A 16,243-nucleotide genomic window follows, 5' to 3' on the forward strand; every position below is an offset into this window, starting at 1 on the left:
TCTCGCCCTCGTCAGAAGTCTGTCGCGATGTCCATGTTGCGCAAGAGCGATCCTGCGTCCGCGATCGCGCAAAAATTTATGACGCAGTAAGACTAACAGTCTGCTGAAGAAACTTGAAATGGAGAGTTTTCTTATTCTTGCGGTCGTTGTTGGAGGCGGAGCAGTAGAGTTGGATGTAATTTTCTAGCTGGTCTGGCATACCCTGACGCGTGGGGTGGCAGTGGTAAGCAGTTTTGGGATGCGGATCAGGTTATAGGCGATCAGATTGAGCAGGAAGTCGGTGGCGACGCGAGCGATGCCACGATGTTTCGTCTTGCGCATGGTGCCTGCTGCTTGCCCCATCCGAAGATGCACTCGACCATCGCCCGGCGTGATTGCGACATGCCATAGCCTTGATGCCGAGTGGTTCGTTCGTCGATGGCGCTGTTGCGGGTCTTGCCGGTTTTGGCGACGGCCTGGTTCTGCGTCACATGCGGCGTCACGCCGATGGCTCGCAGATTGGCGACATGATCGGTGGTATCATACGCCTTGTCCTCACCGGCCGTGATGCGGCGGCCCGCGGCTTTGCGTCTCGCCTTCAGCATGGTCTCCGAAGCCCGGCGTTCGGCGGTGCCATTGGCATGCGTGACCCTGCCAGCCACCGCCAGCCCATGCCGGTTCTCCATGGTGGCGTGACCCATATAGCAAAGCTTGGCCTCACGTCCGGCCGCCTTGCGATAAAGCCTGCTGTCCGGGTCGCTGGTGCTCGCCTGGGTGTCGTTCTTGCGCTTCTGGCCGTGGAAGTTGGCGCCGTCATCATCGTCACCGCTGCCGTCCTTGGGGCGAAAGCTCTTCTGTGAAGCCCAGGCTTCGATCAGCGTTCCATCCACCGAGAAGTGCTCGTCCGACAGCAGCGGCTTGACCTAGCTGGGGATGTCCCGGGCTCTGTTGAATTTCTGAAGAGGTCGGCGTTGCCCACCTTGAGCCGGTAGGCTCGGGGTGCTGATTCCACAAAGGAGAGCAACGCCATGACGAGAGATATCACACCGGCTGGTTCGCCGGCGACTGGGGCTGTGGACGAAGCGTATGCAGAAGTGCGGGCGAGCTTCGATCGGTTCTGCCTTGCGGCAGGGATCGAGGCGCTCGGCACGATGATGGAGGCGGATGTCACGGCGGCCTGCGGGCCGCGCCACGGTCGCGATGCGGCGCGGCGGGCGCACCGTTGGGGCCGAACGCGGGGACGGATCGGGTTCCACGGCGGCAAGATCGAGGTCGAGCGCCCGCGGGTCCGGGGCATGGACGGCCGCGAGGTCACGATCCCGAGTTGGGAAACGGCGGCGCAGGAGGACTGGCTCGGTCGCTGGGCGATGAACCTGATGCTGATCAATGTGTCGACGCGCCGGTTCGGCCGCGCTGTCCGGCTGCCCGAGGGTGACGTGCCGGCACCGCCCGGATCGGGGGTTTCGAAGTCGGCGGCCTCGCGGAGGTTCGTAGCACTGTCGGCGGCGCGGCTGGCCGACTTCATGGCTGCCGATCTGTCCGCGCTCGACCTTCTGGTGGTCCAAATCGACGGGCTGCATCTCGGCGACGATCTCGTGCTGGTCGCCGCGATCGGGGTTGACGGCGAAGGCAACAAGCATCCGCTGGCGCTGGTGAAGGGGCGACCGAGAATGCCGCAACGGTTCAGGCCCTGCTGGACAACCTGGTCTCGCGCGGGCTCGACCCGACGGTGTCAAGACTGGTTCATCGCCGACGGCGCGAAGGCGTTGTCGAAGGCGATCCGCCGCACCTTCGGTCCGGCCGCTGCGATCCAGCGCTGCCAGATCCACAAGGCGCGCAACATCATGGAACGCCTGCCGAAAGAGCACCATGGGGCCACCCGTCGGGTGCTGCGCCAGGCCTGGGAGCTCGATGACGCCGACAAGGCCGAAAAATTGATCCGCAATCTCGCGCGTCGACTCGACCAGCAATGGCCCGGCGTAGCGGCCAGCATCCTCGAAGGCCTCGACGAAATCCTGACCGTCGTCCGGTTGAAGCTGCCGAAGGAGCTTCGTCGATCGCTCGCCTGTACCAACATCGCCGAGAACATGATGGGCACCATTCGCCGCGTCACGCGCAACGTCAAACGCTGGCGGGATGCTGGTATGGCCTTGCGATGGGTCGCGGCCGGCATGATCGAGGCCAACAAGGGCTTCCGACGATTGAAGGCGCATAAGCAATTGTCGGTTCTGCGTGCGGCTCTTCAAGCTCACCACAATCGCATGACGATCAACTCCGTTGCCCACGTCACGAGGGCCGCGTAACATTCATTCCGGCAACGTCGGCCCGACCTAGTTCAACAGCGATCGGGACATCCCCCAAAGTTAGGGACTTCCCGAAGAGAGGATTTCTGGTTCATCGTAGCCGCAAGGAGCGAAGATGAAACAGAAATCCGGGCCGCGTAAACCGCCGGCTGAGCAAGTGTTGAAGGACATTCGGCGCCAAACACGCCGGCATTACTCGGCGGAAGAGAAAATCCGCATTGTGCTGGAAGGGCTGCGCGGTGAGGATAATATCTCCGAGCTGTGCCGCCGCGAGGGCATCGCCGCCTCGATGGACTACGGCTGGTCCAAGGAGTTCCTGGAAGCCGGCAAACGCCGCCTAGCAGGCGACACGGCTCGTGCTGCGACCTCCGGTGAAGTTAAGGATCTCCGCCAGGAGGCCGCTGCCTTGAAGGAGGTGGTCGCCGATCTTACCCTTGAGAACCGCCTGCTCAAAAAAAGCATCAACGGGGATGGGGAGAACGAGGTATGAGGTACCCCGCATCCGAGAAGGCCGAGATCATCGAACTGGTCGAGCAATCGCACCTACCGGCCAAGCGCACGCTGGATAAACTCGGCATCCCGCGAGCCACGTTTTATCGTTGGTACGATCGTTATCGGGAGGGCGGCGTTGAGGCGCTGGCCGATCATCGATCGCGGCCGGATCGGGTCTGGAACCGGATTCCCGATGATGTCAGGAGCCAGATCATCGACCTGGCGCTGGAGCCGCCGGAGCTGTCGCCGCGCGAACTAGCCGTCCGGTTCACCGACGAGCGGAAGTACTTCGTCTCGGAAGCTTCGGTCTATCGGCTGTTGAAGACGCACGACCTCATCACCAGCCCGGCCTATGTGGTGACCAAGGCAGCGGACGAGTTCAAGGACAAGACCACGGCCGTCAACCAGCTCTGGCAGACCGACTTCACCTACCTCAAGATCACCGGTTGGGGTTGGTACTATCTGTCGACTGTGCTCGACGACTTCTCGCGGTACATCGTGGCCTGGAAGCTGGGACCCACGATGTGCGCCTCGGACGTCATGGAAACCCTCGACCAGGCGCTCGCGGCTTCCGGCCTTGATCGCGCTGCCGTCGTAGACCGGCCGAGGCTGCTGTCGGATAACGGTTCGTCATATGTGGCGAGCGATCTGGCCACCTGGCTCCAAGACAAGAATATGCAGCATGTGCGCGGCGCGCCGTATCATCCCCAGACCCAGGGCAAGATCGAGCGATGGCATCAGACGCTGAAGAACCGCATCCTGCTCGACAACTATTACCTGCCCGGCGATCTCGAACGACAGATCAGTGCCTTCGTCGAGCACTACAACCACGTTCGCTACCATGAGAGCATCGACAATCTCACGCCCGCCGATGTCTACTTTGGCCGAGCACAGACAATCCTGGCCGAACGTCAGCGCATCAAGTGCGACACCATCGCAAATCGTCGCTTGCAGCATCGACTGCAGGCCGCTTAAAGTCTAACCCCTGATGAGCCAGAGCCTCCCTTCCCGAGCCGCCTAAGCAGTCTCAAATCATCTGACGACGGACACATCCGGACCACGAACATATGCGCCTCTGGGGTCCGGAGCGGTTCGATCCCAACGTCGACGACCGGAAGGCGCTCGAAGCCGCCGTCAACGCGTTGTCCGACACATGGAAACCGCGGCGACGCGCGACGCGAACAAAATAGGCGTCAAGCGCCCTTCAAAAGGGCCGCAGAGCTACGCTTACTCTACAAATAGTGATTCGCGTAAATCTTCGTTATGGAATATCCGAATCAGCGCTTTGATCAGAATCGTGCTAGCGCGTCATCGGCTAGAGGGATTCCACGTGTGACCTTAGCACGTCAACCGTCTCGATCAGTCCCACAGCCTCCAACACGAGCAATAGCTCCGCTGGCGTCATTTCCGGTTTCTTGAAACGTTCGCGCATACGCCGAATGGCTGCAACGGCGCGCGGCTCGTCGCGATAGTATCCGCAATGAAGGCGCGGATTTCGCCTCCATGTTCAGGTCGGAAAGAACTGCCGCCGGAAAGTCCTTAAGGTTTTCAGTTACGATCATTGCGGCTTGCGTGTAAGCGCTTAGCCGCCACCCTATGGACGCAGGCTTGACGCTTTGCGGAATCGCCACGGCATGAGGTCTTCGATTCTGCTATGGGGATGGCCGTCGATAATGGCTTCGAGTGTTTCGGCGATGTAGGCGGCCGGGTTGACGTCGTTGAGCTTGCAGGTGGCAACGATCGACACGAGCAAGGCCCAATTTTCAGCCCCGACCTCATGCCCGGCGAAGAGAGCATTTTTTCTGGTCAGGCAGACTGGCCGGATGGCGTTCTCGACAGGGTTCGTGTCGAGCTCGAGGCGCCCGTCTTCGAGGAAGCGGGTCAGCCCTTGCCAGTGATTGAGCGCGTAGCGGATGTCCTCGGCGAGCGTCGAACCGCCGGAGATCATCGACAGCTGCTTCTCGAACCATCGCTTCAACGCGACGACCATGGGCAGCGAGTGCTCCCTGCGCGCGGCCAGCCGGATGTCCGGCGATGAGCCGCGTGCCATGGCTTCGATGGCGTAAAGCTGTGCGATGTGCCGAACGGCGGCCTCGGCGATCGGCGATTTGCTGTTACGGCCAATTTGACGAAGCGCCGGCGCAAATGGCTCCAGCAATGCACAAGCGTCCATGGCCCTTGCGGTCGAGCGACTTCGGTCAGCCGGTCATAACCGTCATAGGCATCGCATTGCAGGAAGCGTCCGCAAAAGCCATCCAGGAACTGCTCCGCGAAGGCACCGCTGCGACCGGGGGCATATCGGAACAGCACGATCGGCGGACTTGGGCCGCTGTGGCCGCGGTCGTCGGAGACGATCGCCCAGAAGTAGCCCTTCTTCGTTTGGCCTCGCCCGGGATCGAGCACCGGCGCCGTGGTTTCGTCCATGAACAGACGATCCGCCATGGCCAGGCGGCGGCGCATGTGGTCCGCGATGGGCTGAAGATGGAAGCAGGCGCGGCCGGACCAGTTGCCAAGTGTCGCCCGATCAAGCCGGATCCCCTGGCGCGCATAGATCTCGGCCTGACGGTAAAACGGCGTATGGTCGCCAAACTTGGAGACGATCACGTGCGCAATGACCGCTTCGGTCGGTAGCCCGCTGGGTACCACGTGCTCCGGTGCGTGCGCCTGAACGACAGGGCCCGAGCAGCGGCGACAGATGTATTTCGGGCGGCGCGTGACCAACACCCGCCATTGCGCCGGGATCACGTCGAGGCGTTTGCTGACGTCCTCGCCGATCTTCGTCATGGCGCCGCAACCGCACGGACAGAGCGTGCTCGCAGGCTCGATGATCCGTTCCACCCGCGGCAAATGGGCAGGCAGGCAGCCGCGATTGCGATGAGAACCTTGATCCGGCACGCTCTGCGATCGGCCCTTTATCACAGCCTCGGCTCTCTCCTGCGCCGCATCCAGGATGCCTTGCGCGATCTCCACGTCTTCCAGCGGTAAGTGATACTGATCTGGCCGCAGCTTCTCGGACTTCGCGCCGAACTTCTCGCGTCGCAATTCGCCGAGGATGACCTCCAACCGACGCCGCGCTTCCTCCGACGCCGCCAGCGCCCCCTGATGCTCGCTCAACGCCGTCTGCGTTTGCGCCAAAAGCGCTTTCAGGTGTTCATTTTCGTCGCGCAGCGCCGCGATGCTCATGCGCTATTTCGAGCACATCGCCGCCGCGCGTGCCACGTTCAAAATAGCTTCCGAGTCATTCTGCCGCAGCTATCCAGCCGCCTGGGGACGCCGCGCTTCTTCCGGGCGGACCAACCTCCAATCCACCCCTCGAACAGGGCTGCGAACATCGCCGGCGATATGCGCATCACGCCGTCTGCAATCGTTGGCCAAACGAACCTGCAACCTTCGAGACGCTTGTGCACTAACACCAGGCCCGTTCGATCCCAGACCAAAATCTTGATCCGGTCCGCTCTTTTCGATCGGAACACGAAGGCTGCGCCGCTGAACGGGTCGAGACGAAGCATCTCCTGCACCTTCGCCGCAAGCCCATCGTGGCCACAGCGGAAGTCGATCGGCCGCGTCGCGATGTAAATCTTCAGATCGGCACCGGCCGCGATCATCGTGACGCTCGCACTGCGCGGATCACCCGGGACAGCTGCTCGCCATCTATGGCTGTGTCCGTCCGCAGCACGACATCACCGATCGCGATCTCAAGCTTGATCGCCGGAACGTGACGCTCCTCCAACGCGCTTTCCACGACCAGCGGTGCGAATGTCGACTGCGATACCTCGCACGGCGCCAACATGCCTCGCTGTCGAAAGCGTCGTCGCCAATCGTAAATCTGCCAGCGCGTCGCTCCGTGCTTGCGCGCCACCTCGGACACCTGGGCACCGGGTAGCAGACTCTCGGCGACGATCCGGGCTCTCTCAGCCTCCGAACGCACACGGCGCCCCGACGGTCCTTCGAGGACCTCCAGCCGGCTCACCGGCCCTAACGGTGAGCCGTCCAAATGGACGTCCTTTTTGCTGTCCAATCCCATCCAAACCTCCGTTCCAAGCCGGAGGCTTCTTCGCACATTCATTCTAACTCTGAAGCCAAGGTATCGGCTTCGCGCTTACGCTTGCGTCTTGGCGGCCGCGGCAACAACGTGGTGATCGCCGGGATCGGGCAGACCCGCCGCGACCGGCAAGAAGTTGTCAAAATCTGTAACCATGGCGTCTTAAGGCAGCTTCCATGCTGGCGCGCGCCCGCTCCGCGCGCGCCGTTGCATCGTCAAAGCCTTTGCCGCTCAAGATTTCCTCGATAGCTGCTTCGGTCTCATCCAGGACGCGGCTCGACCAGCGGAGACGAAAAAATTCCGCCTCCGCCAGGGAGAGCAGCAGGCTCCTTTTGAGCGCGCTCGCAAGGCGAGCACGCATCGACGAATGCGGTGAAACGGTTTGCGAACAAGCTTACAGATGCTCCGCGTCCAGCAGATCCTCGGCGCCACCCTCGCGGCCATACCCGCTGTCCTTCGCCTCCGAACGGCGTCTCGGCGACCGAAGCGACGAAGTGGTTGATCGATAGATTTCCGCACTCGATATTGGCCATCATATGAGTTCGCGTCATCCGGTTGGGGCCCAAAAGCCTGGGATCGCTATAGGCGCTGCCGCCGCGGCACCGCCAACTGGCCTCTACGGATTTTGATCAGGTGTCCGCGAAGCGCGAATGTTCTCCGAGGCGAACGGCCATCTGTGAAGTTATAGAACTCCACCATCCGAAAGAGCATGTCGTCCTCTTCCTTCAAGACGCAGCGGAGGTTCAACCTTCGCCGCGTCTTGTCTTAAAGACTGTGCGTCCGGACCGCTATCGGACACGGCTCAGTCCGCAGGCTTCGCTTCCGGAAATTTCCAGCTGCCGTCGAGGATCTCGGCGCGCGGCTGGAACAGCCGGACCGTGTAATTCCATCCCGGCGTGATCGGCAGGCAGTTGGCGACCTTGCCGTCGCAACCGCCGAACTGGATAGTGACAGCGCCATCCGACGCTTGCTTCGCGGTGATACTGTTCACCGCATAGGTATCGGCCGGGTTCGGTTGCAAGTAACCTTCACTGTTGTAGACGGTGAGCGACCAGAAACCATCGACCGGGATGTCCTTGACCGTCAGCCGGTAGATGGTGCCGCCGTCGTTGCGCGCCGGCGTGATCGGAAGATACAGCGCGTCCTGTTCCGGATTGCCGCCCCACAGCATCGCGCTGCCGATCAGATGCTTCACCTGATCGACCTGTTGCGCGTTGGCGCCGAACATCCGCCGCGTATCGGAGACGGTGGTGCCAAGCTGCAACAGCGCCGCCTTGACCTTATTCAGGCTTGCCGCATCCCAGTTCGGAGTCTCGAATGTGCCGGGCCGGTCCTGGCTGGCTCTGACTGCGTCCTGCAGGGCGTGGACTTTGTCGGTCTCCTCGGCGTTCGCAAAATCGACCTGGAAGCGGACGACCGCAACGGCGTAGCGCGTTCCGACCGCCTCGCGGGTCAGGGAGTGGCTGCCCGCGCCGTAATAGACACCAGTGGTGTACTGGTCCTCATTGATGACCTGCATCGCCATGAAGCGCTTGGCGCCGTCCGGAAGCGTGATCGTCACCGGTCCGGCTTCGAGATCGAAGATCGCAAGCGAGTACAGCGTGTCGCGGTTGGGACGGACGATGCCCTGCGGCACAGGCGGCGCAAGCTCGCGGCCATGACGGAATTTTCCGAAGCCGCCGCCTTTGACCACGCCGGCGAAATAGGTATCGGTCTGGGCCCGGTTGTAGTTGTCGACGGTGACGCGCTGCGGGGGCGATAGCGGTGTTTGTGCGGACGCGATGGTTCCCGCCAATGCAAATGACATGGCTGCAAAGATTCTCGTTTTCATGGGAGCTCCGGATGAGGTCCTCTCCTCGCGAGCTGTAGTCCATTCAAATACGAAAATAAATGGCCAACGTTGGCAGATATCCTGCCGAATATGGTAGGAAAATCGGATGGATCTCAACGCCGTCAGGATGTTTGTTGCGGTCGTGCAGGCGGGCAGCCTGTCCGCAGCAGCCTCGCGCCTCGGAATGCCGCTGCCGACATTGAGCCGCCGCGTCCGCGATCTCGAACGGCAGCTCAAGGTCCAGTTGCTTGAGCGCTCGGTCCGCGGCGCCAGGCTCACCAATGCCGGCGCTAGGCTTTACGAACATGCCGGCCGCGGAATCGAGACGTTGCTCGAGGCCGAGCAGGTAATCGTGAACGACCAGGCCCATCTCAAGGGACGCCTGCGGCTGTCATTGCCACAGACGTTCGAGCCGTGGTGGGATCTCTTGGCTGCGTTCCAGCGGCGCTATCCCGATATCGAGATTTACCTCTACACGACCGAGCGTCGCGTCGACCTGGTCGAGGACGGCATCGATGTCGCGCTTCGTGTCGGTGCGATCGTTCACGAGGCGATGGTGGCGCGACACCTGCTTTCGTCCCGAAATATCCTCGTGGCCAGCCCGCAACTGGTGAAACGCCTCGGCGCGCCAAGACATCCGGACGCGCTGCATGATCTGCCTTGCGCGACATGGGCCTCGCGCATCGATGAGCGGGCGCGTTGGAAATTGGGCGGGCATGTAGTCGAGCCCAGGGCTGTGCTGGCCACCAACGACTACGAGCATTTGTGCAGGCGCGCGCTGCGTGGCGATGTGGTCACCGAGCTGCCGCCCTTCCTTGCGGCGGCGCCGATCCGGGAGAAACGCCTGGTGCGGCTGTTGCCGCAGTACCCGTTGCCGGAATGGTCGCTCAACCTGCTCTATCCGCCGCATCGTCACCAATCGACCATCGTCAGAACCTATCTGGATTTTTGCCAGAGCTTTCTGCGGAAGATCGTGCAGGCATGCACGGTTTGAGGGAAAGGCGCAACCTCAGTCAAAATGATCGAGCGGGGCTGCGCGAAATTCGTTGCGACCGCCTTGGAAGGCCTCGCGAGGGCGGCAGTCGTGTCCCTGGTGCCGCGGAGTAATGGAAACGTGGTGTCGATGGGGAAACGCGCGACCGCACGTCGCCCGTCACTGCTCCTGTAGCTTCCGTCTGAAGAGCTTGAGGCGGGTGATCCGCCCCTCGGTCTGCCCGTTGGACCAGGGTGAGGTGATCGCCGCCCGAACCGCCGCTTCATCGTTCGTTCCGCCGTGGGCGAACGATGCGATAAGACTGGCACGAGCTCGCTCGATCCATCGCGTGAGTCCCGCTTCGGCCTTTCGCCCGATCATCACGTGGAGTTGGGTGATCATCTCGCGGGCCTCAGCCAGGTTCGGTACGCCAGCCTCGATCGCCGCGACCTGGATGGTTTCCGCTTTCGCAAGCAAGTCCCGTCCGATTGTCATGAGGCGCGCAATTGTTCTAGCCGACGGGATCCGCTGAAGGTGTTGGGCATCAGCGGCCCGTCGTCTGCGAGTCGCCCACTTGCTGATCATGCGGAGCGAGCCTCGGAAGCCAGCGTTCCGTGCTCTGGTCGTTCATGGGAACTGCGGGTCGGTGACTTAAACGATCGCTAGAGAGTCGGCGCAGCTTCCCACGATACTTCAATGAGAGGCGACGCGAAGGCGGGATCACGCGTCGGTCGCCGTTGTGTACTTCGCTGATCTTCCATTCCTAAACACACACGGTCGAGATGCCGATATGCCGCTTTGAGTCCTTGTCGCCAACGTGCGAACCGCGCAAGGGTTGCCCGATCGCCTCCCGACCGCGGCCAGTCCTGAAAGATTGAAGCGCGGTGGTTAGCAGGCCGTCACCCCGGTACCTGGGATTTGGGATACCGTAGCGAAGCGCTTATTTGATCGAAGTGCGCGCCGCGGCGGGCAATACGACGTTAAGAAGTCCATGGAAAGGTTGGCCGGACGGAGCAACCCCAGATGCCGAACAGCCGCCGTGAAGTTGGCAAGGCCCACCTGGGAGATCGCTCCGCCGCAACCGTGCTCATGCTCAAACGATCAATCCTGACCAAGAGTGCTCGGCGGTGGTTATCTCAGCATTGTCGTGTCCAACGATCGAGTCGATGACGATCGACAGCATCGAGCGGTGCAGCGCATAGCTCTATGCTCGCTCCACTCATAATCTTGCCATCAACGTGTGGCCATTGCAATCGCTGCCATTCGGCACTCAAGAAGCCTCAACGTCACAACTTAAATGCCGAAAAATCTCGTGGCCGCTTTTGGAGCCACTTCATCTTCTCATACGTGCTCTGCACTAAGAGGTGCGCCCTCTGCTTCACGAAGCGAGACTGAAAAAGCGCGCGATGGGGTTTGTGCGGCGGCCGATCTCTGCGATAAGGCATCGAGCGCTTGAAGGCAGCAGCCGTCGAGTGGCCTGCAAAATGAAATGGGAGACATCCGGTTGCGAGCAGATTTTTCGCGTATCAACGAGTCTAAGGCCGTGTTCGATGACATTTATGCCATGGAAGATCCCAGGGCATATTTCTCTGTGCTGGGAGATCTGGATTACATGATCCCCGACGTGGCCGAGCCGGTTGTGCGCCAAATTCTGGCAGCGAAGGCTGCGGCAACCGGCCTTAAGCCGACCGTGCTCGATGTTGGCTGTTCATACGGCATCAACGCAGCGGTGCATCGGTTTCCACTGACATTCGGGGGCTTGCGTCACCGCTACGCGCGGCGCGAGATGAGGGCGATCAGTTCCGAGACACTGGTGCGTCTGGATCGCAATTTCTATGCGTCTTGGCCGGATGTCGGCCTGGCGCGATTTATCGGTCTCGATATCTCGGCACCGGCGATCGGCTATGCAACGGGTGTTGGTCTTCTCGAGCAGGGCATTGTCGCCGATCTCGAACGTGAGTCGCTCTCGGCGGACAGCGCGAGTGTTATCCGCTCCGCTGATGTCATCATGTCGACGGGTTGCATCGGGTACGTCACCGAAAAGACGTTCAGCAAAATCCTCGATGCAACAGAGAGGCGCCCATGGATCGTCTCCTTCGTGCTGAGGATGTTCCCGTTCGATGCGTTGGCTGCCACGTTCGAGAAGCATGGCCTTGTGACGGAGCGTCTGACCGGCGCGACATTCATCCAGCGTCGCTTTCGCGATGCCGAAGAGTTCGAAGGCAGTTTGGCCGCCTTGGCGGCTCTCGGCGTCGATGCGGCAGGTCTTGAATCGGAAGGGCTGTTTCACGCCGATCTGATCTTATCCCGCCCTGAGGCGGATGCGCACGTTGCCCCCTTGAAGGACATTGTCACTGTTGCGAGCGGCAGGGGGCGGCCGATCGGGCCCCGTTATGTTCATATTGAGGGCAACGAGGGCTTGCAGGTCGCGTTGGAGCCGTGACGGGCTTGTTTTCCGAAGACAGCCGTGGGTGTGAGCCGGAGAACCGGGCACCCGAGTGGATCATGCCCGGACTCCTTGCATGGTCCCTTTCTGTCCAGGTCGGTCGTCTACAGGGAGGCCTTGCTCATGACAGCTTCGCCGATTTCGAATCCATCAGCTTCGGTGCCGTATATCGAGATCGATGCTGTGTCCAAATCCTACGATGGAGGACGGAATGTTGCCGTTTCCAACGTATCGCTCGACGTGCAGCAAGGTTCACTGGTCGCGCTGGTCGGTGGCTCGGGATCCGGCAAGACCACGCTGTTGAAGACCGTCAATCGCCTCGTCGATCCTGACGTTGGAGAAGTCAGGATCGACGGCGTGCCTGTCAGCGAAGCCGAACCGCCGATGCTGCGGCGGAGCATAGGCTATGTCTTTCAAGGGATCGGCTTGTTCCCGCACATGCGGGTTGCAGACAACATTGCCGTGACACCCCGGCTGCTTGGCTGGAAGGCGAACGAGATCGAAACGCAGGTGGCCGAGATGCTGGATATGGTCGACTTGCCGCAGGACTACGCCTGCCGCTTTCCGCACATGCTGTCCGGAGGTCAGCGACAACGGGTTGGCGTCGCGCGTGCAATCGCCGCCCGACCGCGCATCGTTCTGATGGACGAGCCGTTAGGTGCGCTCGATACTGTCACACGCGACAGCCTGGGATCCTCCTACCGCGAGCTGCCGACCGGTTCGGCATTACGACCCTGATGGTCACCCATGATATCCAGGAAGCTGTGCTGATGGCTGATCGGATCGTCGTCATGAAAAACGGCCACGTGCTTGCCGACGATACGCCGCACTCTCTGATGATGGTCCCAAAAACGGGGTCCATTTCACTAATTTCAAGCGTTTCCAGCGCATACTCACGCACAATGTCGCGCAGCGCGTCGGCATCCCACTGCCCCCCGGCCCAGGATCGCCCGCTGGCGCCACGGGCCTGGATCGCCGGCCGCTTCCGCCCGCATCCAACTCGTCTTGCGCGGCTCGTTGCCCAACAGTCCGTCGAGAAACTGCCCCGCCGCGGCCGCCACCCGCTCCTGCGTAAACAGCGGACGGATGCGTTGCTTGGCATCTCGCAACGACGAAGCCCACAGCGTCAGCGTATCTTCAACCGACGCGCCACCAATAATCAGATCCCGAATCATGGTCGCCCATGGATTCAGAACCTTCAACACAATGTTCGCGGTAGGGACGCTCATTGCTGAGCGCCCCCCGCACAGATCCGGACGAGCCCAATTAAGGCATCCGGCTCCTACCTTGGGTGTGTGACGGCGAAGCGCTGTTGCGGCCAGGGATGGAGGATACGGGGTTGAGGAAGCCAGTCATCCGCCAACTTCGTCATACGATCCCAAGTGAAGCCGGCTCGTTGGCTGCGGCGCCGCAGCGTTCGCCGCCAGAGGTCGGTCACATAATAGCGGAACGCTGAGAGCGCCCGCCCGTTTGCAGGAACCGCATAGTAGGCGAAGTGGCCGGTGATGACCTGTCTCAGCCATTTACCCTGGACGGGGATCGGTTGGTGCATTCGACGCCGCAGCTCTGCCTTGATGTCCTGAAGCTTCGTCCGCAGACGGTCGCGACGGGTCTTCCTTTCGAGCAGGAAGTTCCCCCGGCGTGACTTACCGCAGATGTGGATGAAGCCCAGAAACATGAAGGTCTCCGGTTTGCCGAGCCCGCGTGTCTTGCGATTGGTCGCCGCATAGCGACCGAACTCAATCAGGCGGGTCTTGTCCGAATGGAGCGTCAACGCGAATGCCTCAATCCGTTCACGCATCGCATCAAGGAAGCGACGAGCGTCGTCCTCATGCTCGAAGCCGGCCACCAGATCATCCGCATAGCGCACGATAATCATATCGCCGTGGGCCTCCTGCCGTCGCCAGCGTTCGGCCCAAAGATCGAAACAGTAGTGCAGGTAAACGTTGGCGAGCAGCGGCGAAATCACCGATCCTTGCCCCGTGCCCCTGTCGTCCACGGTTACGACCCCGTCTTCGAGGATACCCGCCCTCAGCCATTTACGGATCAGGCGGATGATGCGCTTGTCACCGATGCGGTGCTCCAAAAACTGGACTAGCCAGTCCTGGCTCACACTTCCGAAGAAGTTTTGCACGTCGGCGTCAAGTATCCAGTTCACCTTCCGCGTGGTGATCGCTACCGTCAGGGCGTCCAACGCATCGTGTGGCCCCCGGCCGGGTCGAAACCCATAGGAGAAGCCGACGAAGTCGCCTTCGTAGATGGCGTTAAGCACCATGACGGTCGCGCCCTGGACGATTTTGTCTTCCAGAGCCGCGATCGCCAGCGGCCGCTGCTTCCCATCCGCCTTCGGTATGTACGTCCGGCGTGACGGTTGCGGCCGGTACGCTCCCCGGTGGACCCGTTCGTGCAGTTCCCTGAGCCGGGGCTCAAGGTCGGCCTCGTAGTCCTGCCACGTCATGCCATCCACGCCGGGGGCGGCTTTGCGCCGAAGCGCATAGAACGCCATCTGGAGTGTATCGACAGTGATATGGTGGAGAAGTGCGGTGAACCGTTCCTTCTTCTTCAGCCTTGCAGCTTTCCGTACGCGGTCCAGCGCTTGGGTCACGCGAGCCCGGTGCTGCGCCCGGTGCGTGCTTTGCTGGCCCTCGTTCCCCTTGGTCCCCGGCCTTGGCTCCGCCGGCTCCGTCACCGGTCGCCCGGCTTTGTTCGCCGGCTTCGCAGCTACTATGCCGGAGTCAGACTTCTCTGGATCGTGCATCAGCGGCTACGGCTCCTCGCCTTCCCGCCGCGGACCAGGCTGCTCAGTGAGCATCTGGCCGACCGAGAGAGCTCCCGGTTCCCGTACAAGAAGCTTCTGCACATGCCAGGGTCTGCGACCACGCCGAAACGACTGGGCGCTCGCGATATCGCACCCCTTCGTGTTGCCTTCCGCTCAGTTGACAGCGTCGGCTCTCGGGAAAACATTCTTTCGCGGCTCAATGGCTGGCCTATGCACTCCCCTGCCGACGCTTCGCCGACACCCTCACGGATGCCTACGCACGGCTCGGGGCCGATGTGGATCGCTACTCCTTCATCGTAGTGGACTTCCACCACCTACTCCTTGCCGGTCTCCCGGCGCACCAACTGTAATGCTAAAACCTGCAGCGATCCCGCTCATCAGGCAAGGCGGCCCTCAGTGGAGGGATACCTTTCCGGTAGCCATCCCGTGCCTCTATCGGCCTGAACCATGTTGACCAGCAGCTTCGTCAGATGCGAGGTGAATGTCGTATGCATATGAACTAGCAGTGGCTATGCGGCGCGCATCGCCTCCAAGACCCGGCCCATCCCTGATTCTGAACGCCGTGAAGTCGGGACCGATGCGGGGATTAGCCGGTCGTCACCGACATACAGCGAGCGAAGATGCGAAGGTCTCAGCTCAGTTGTCGCTGCGGGGTGGTAGCGGCAGAGCAGAAAATGGACGGCGCGCGCCAAGAGACTCCGCTCACAGTCTTCCATGTGATTGGCACGAGCTGCACGTTGGGCACAAACGGCAGCTCGGTCTCGATGCGGCGCAACCATTCTCGGAAGAACGTGAGCGAGAGCGCGTTGGTGAAGCAAATTTCAGCACGTCGGACGCGCCGCGCGCGCTTTCCTGCGCCTCGAACCGACCGGCACTCAACCTTCGTAAGATATCCTCGGCCGTATGTCGAAAGACTTCGCCTGCGGGCGTGAGATTGACGCTGTGTGTGGTGCGATCCAGCAGCGATGCACCCGTCCAGACCTCACGATGCCGTCGGGAGAGCTGACCTAAGCGACAAGTTGCACCGTCGCCGGTGGGCTCTCTTTGTCAGGTGCGGCAGTTGCCGCGCCGCTGGTGGCCGCAAATCAGCCGGCCGGGATGTTTAATCCTCTCTTCCTCCGAACAAGGAACCGGCACCCGGCGGCACGCCGAGCCCGGGTCATCAGGGTCCCAGGGAGTCTCCCGGGCAGGGGGCTCCTGCGCGGCCCCCGCCGGTGGGCCCTCTTGCGTGCGGGCCGAAGCAGTGCCCACCAAAAAAAGCAGTGCGGCCGTAGTCAAAAGCGGGCGTTTCATCCGGTTTCCTCTAGCATTACAGTTGCCGTTTTGCTTTGAGATGCGCGCGCTGAGCGGCAGCCTGGTGAGCTCTGCGCCAGAATGACCATGCGATGACATGCGCGG

General features: G+C 61.5%; 12 protein-coding genes and 4 pseudogenes. 6 read left to right on the plus strand and 10 right to left on the minus strand.

Features of this window, described 5'->3' with window-relative positions; translation table 11 throughout:
• Positions 1-183: 183 nt before the first annotated feature.
• A pseudogene (locus tag ABIB95_RS46445) lies at positions 184-902 on the minus strand (IS5 family transposase); the annotation flags it as partial.
• A 105-nt stretch (positions 903-1,007) separates the two neighbouring features.
• Here ABIB95_RS46445 and ABIB95_RS46450 point away from each other — a divergent pair.
• Together ABIB95_RS46450 and ABIB95_RS46455 are read left to right on the plus strand one after the other, a co-directional pair.
• Complete coding sequence (locus ABIB95_RS46450) at positions 1,008-2,282, plus strand: IS256 family transposase (RefSeq protein ID WP_354249107.1); 1,275 nt, start codon at positions 1,008-1,010, stop codon at positions 2,280-2,282.
• A 115-nt stretch (positions 2,283-2,397) separates the two neighbouring features.
• Positions 2,398-3,749, plus strand: a protein-coding gene (locus tag ABIB95_RS46455; protein ID WP_354249108.1) for an IS3 family transposase whose coding sequence is annotated in 2 segments (ribosomal slippage) — positions 2,398-2,734 and positions 2,734-3,749 — 1,353 coding nt in all. Because the reading frame shifts where the segments join, the coding sequence is not laid out codon by codon here.
• A 340-nt stretch (positions 3,750-4,089) separates the two neighbouring features.
• Here the strand turns inward: ABIB95_RS46455 and ABIB95_RS47445 are convergent.
• The 6 genes and pseudogenes from ABIB95_RS47445 to ABIB95_RS46480 all read right to left on the minus strand — a co-directional run bounded on the left by ABIB95_RS47445 (position 4,090) and on the right by ABIB95_RS46480 (position 8,623).
• Positions 4,090-4,206 (minus strand): VapC50 family PIN domain-containing toxin, encoded by a 117-nt coding sequence (locus ABIB95_RS47445; protein ID WP_502917967.1) that lies wholly within the window; start codon positions 4,204-4,206, stop codon positions 4,090-4,092.
• Between the two features lie 162 nt (positions 4,207-4,368).
• A pseudogene (tnpC, locus tag ABIB95_RS46460) lies at positions 4,369-5,957 on the minus strand (IS66 family transposase).
• Positions 5,958-5,995: 38 nt separating this feature from the next.
• Positions 5,996-6,379 (minus strand): IS66 family insertion sequence element accessory protein TnpB, encoded by a 384-nt coding sequence (gene tnpB / locus ABIB95_RS46465; protein WP_354249109.1) that lies wholly within the window; start codon positions 6,377-6,379, stop codon positions 5,996-5,998.
• Positions 6,376-6,798 (minus strand): IS66-like element accessory protein TnpA, encoded by a 423-nt coding sequence (tnpA, locus tag ABIB95_RS46470; RefSeq protein ID WP_354249110.1) that lies wholly within the window; start codon positions 6,796-6,798, stop codon positions 6,376-6,378. Before tnpA ends, tnpB begins: the two co-directional genes overlap by 4 nt.
• Before the next feature lie 157 nt (positions 6,799-6,955).
• Positions 6,956-7,177, minus strand: coding sequence for a hypothetical protein (locus ABIB95_RS46475; protein WP_354249111.1), 222 nt, complete (start codon positions 7,175-7,177; stop codon positions 6,956-6,958).
• Between the two features lie 441 nt (positions 7,178-7,618).
• A complete protein-coding gene (locus tag ABIB95_RS46480; RefSeq protein ID WP_354249112.1) occupies positions 7,619-8,623 on the minus strand; it encodes a DUF1254 domain-containing protein in 1,005 nt (334 codons plus the stop codon).
• A 151-nt stretch (positions 8,624-8,774) separates the two neighbouring features.
• Here ABIB95_RS46480 and ABIB95_RS46485 point away from each other — a divergent pair.
• Both ABIB95_RS46485 and ABIB95_RS46490 read left to right on the plus strand, forming a co-directional pair.
• A pseudogene (locus ABIB95_RS46485) lies at positions 8,775-8,876 on the plus strand (helix-turn-helix domain-containing protein); the annotation flags it as partial.
• 123 nt (positions 8,877-8,999) lie between these two features.
• A complete protein-coding gene (locus ABIB95_RS46490) occupies positions 9,000-9,641 on the plus strand; it encodes a substrate binding domain-containing protein (RefSeq protein ID WP_354249117.1) in 642 nt (213 codons plus the stop codon).
• 159 nt (positions 9,642-9,800) lie between these two features.
• Here the strand turns inward: ABIB95_RS46490 and ABIB95_RS46495 are convergent, their stop codons facing one another.
• Positions 9,801-10,097: a hypothetical protein gene (locus tag ABIB95_RS46495; protein WP_354249113.1), complete on the minus strand. Its 297-nt coding sequence runs from the start codon at positions 10,095-10,097 to the stop codon at positions 9,801-9,803.
• A gap of 1,012 nt (positions 10,098-11,109) precedes the next feature.
• Here ABIB95_RS46495 and ABIB95_RS46500 point away from each other — a divergent pair.
• Both ABIB95_RS46500 and ABIB95_RS46505 read left to right on the plus strand, forming a co-directional pair.
• Positions 11,110-12,063 (plus strand): class I SAM-dependent methyltransferase, encoded by a 954-nt coding sequence (locus ABIB95_RS46500; RefSeq protein ID WP_354249114.1) that lies wholly within the window; start codon positions 11,110-11,112, stop codon positions 12,061-12,063.
• A 126-nt stretch (positions 12,064-12,189) separates the two neighbouring features.
• Positions 12,190-12,804, plus strand: coding sequence for an ATP-binding cassette domain-containing protein (locus ABIB95_RS46505; RefSeq protein ID WP_354249115.1), 615 nt, complete (start codon positions 12,190-12,192; stop codon positions 12,802-12,804).
• A gap of 136 nt (positions 12,805-12,940) precedes the next feature.
• Here the strand turns inward: ABIB95_RS46505 and ABIB95_RS46510 are convergent.
• Positions 12,941-13,241: pseudogene (locus ABIB95_RS46510) on the minus strand (IS701 family transposase); the annotation flags it as partial.
• 107 nt (positions 13,242-13,348) lie between these two features.
• On the minus strand, positions 13,349-14,671 hold the full coding sequence (gene ltrA / locus ABIB95_RS46515; RefSeq protein WP_502917968.1) for a group II intron reverse transcriptase/maturase: 1,323 nt from the start codon (positions 14,669-14,671) through the stop codon (positions 13,349-13,351).
• Positions 14,672-16,243: the final 1,572 nt, after the last annotated feature.

It is taken from the genome of Bradyrhizobium sp. LA2.1, from assembly GCF_040547725.1.
In the GTDB taxonomy this organism is placed as follows: domain Bacteria; phylum Pseudomonadota; class Alphaproteobacteria; order Rhizobiales; family Xanthobacteraceae; genus Bradyrhizobium; species Bradyrhizobium barranii.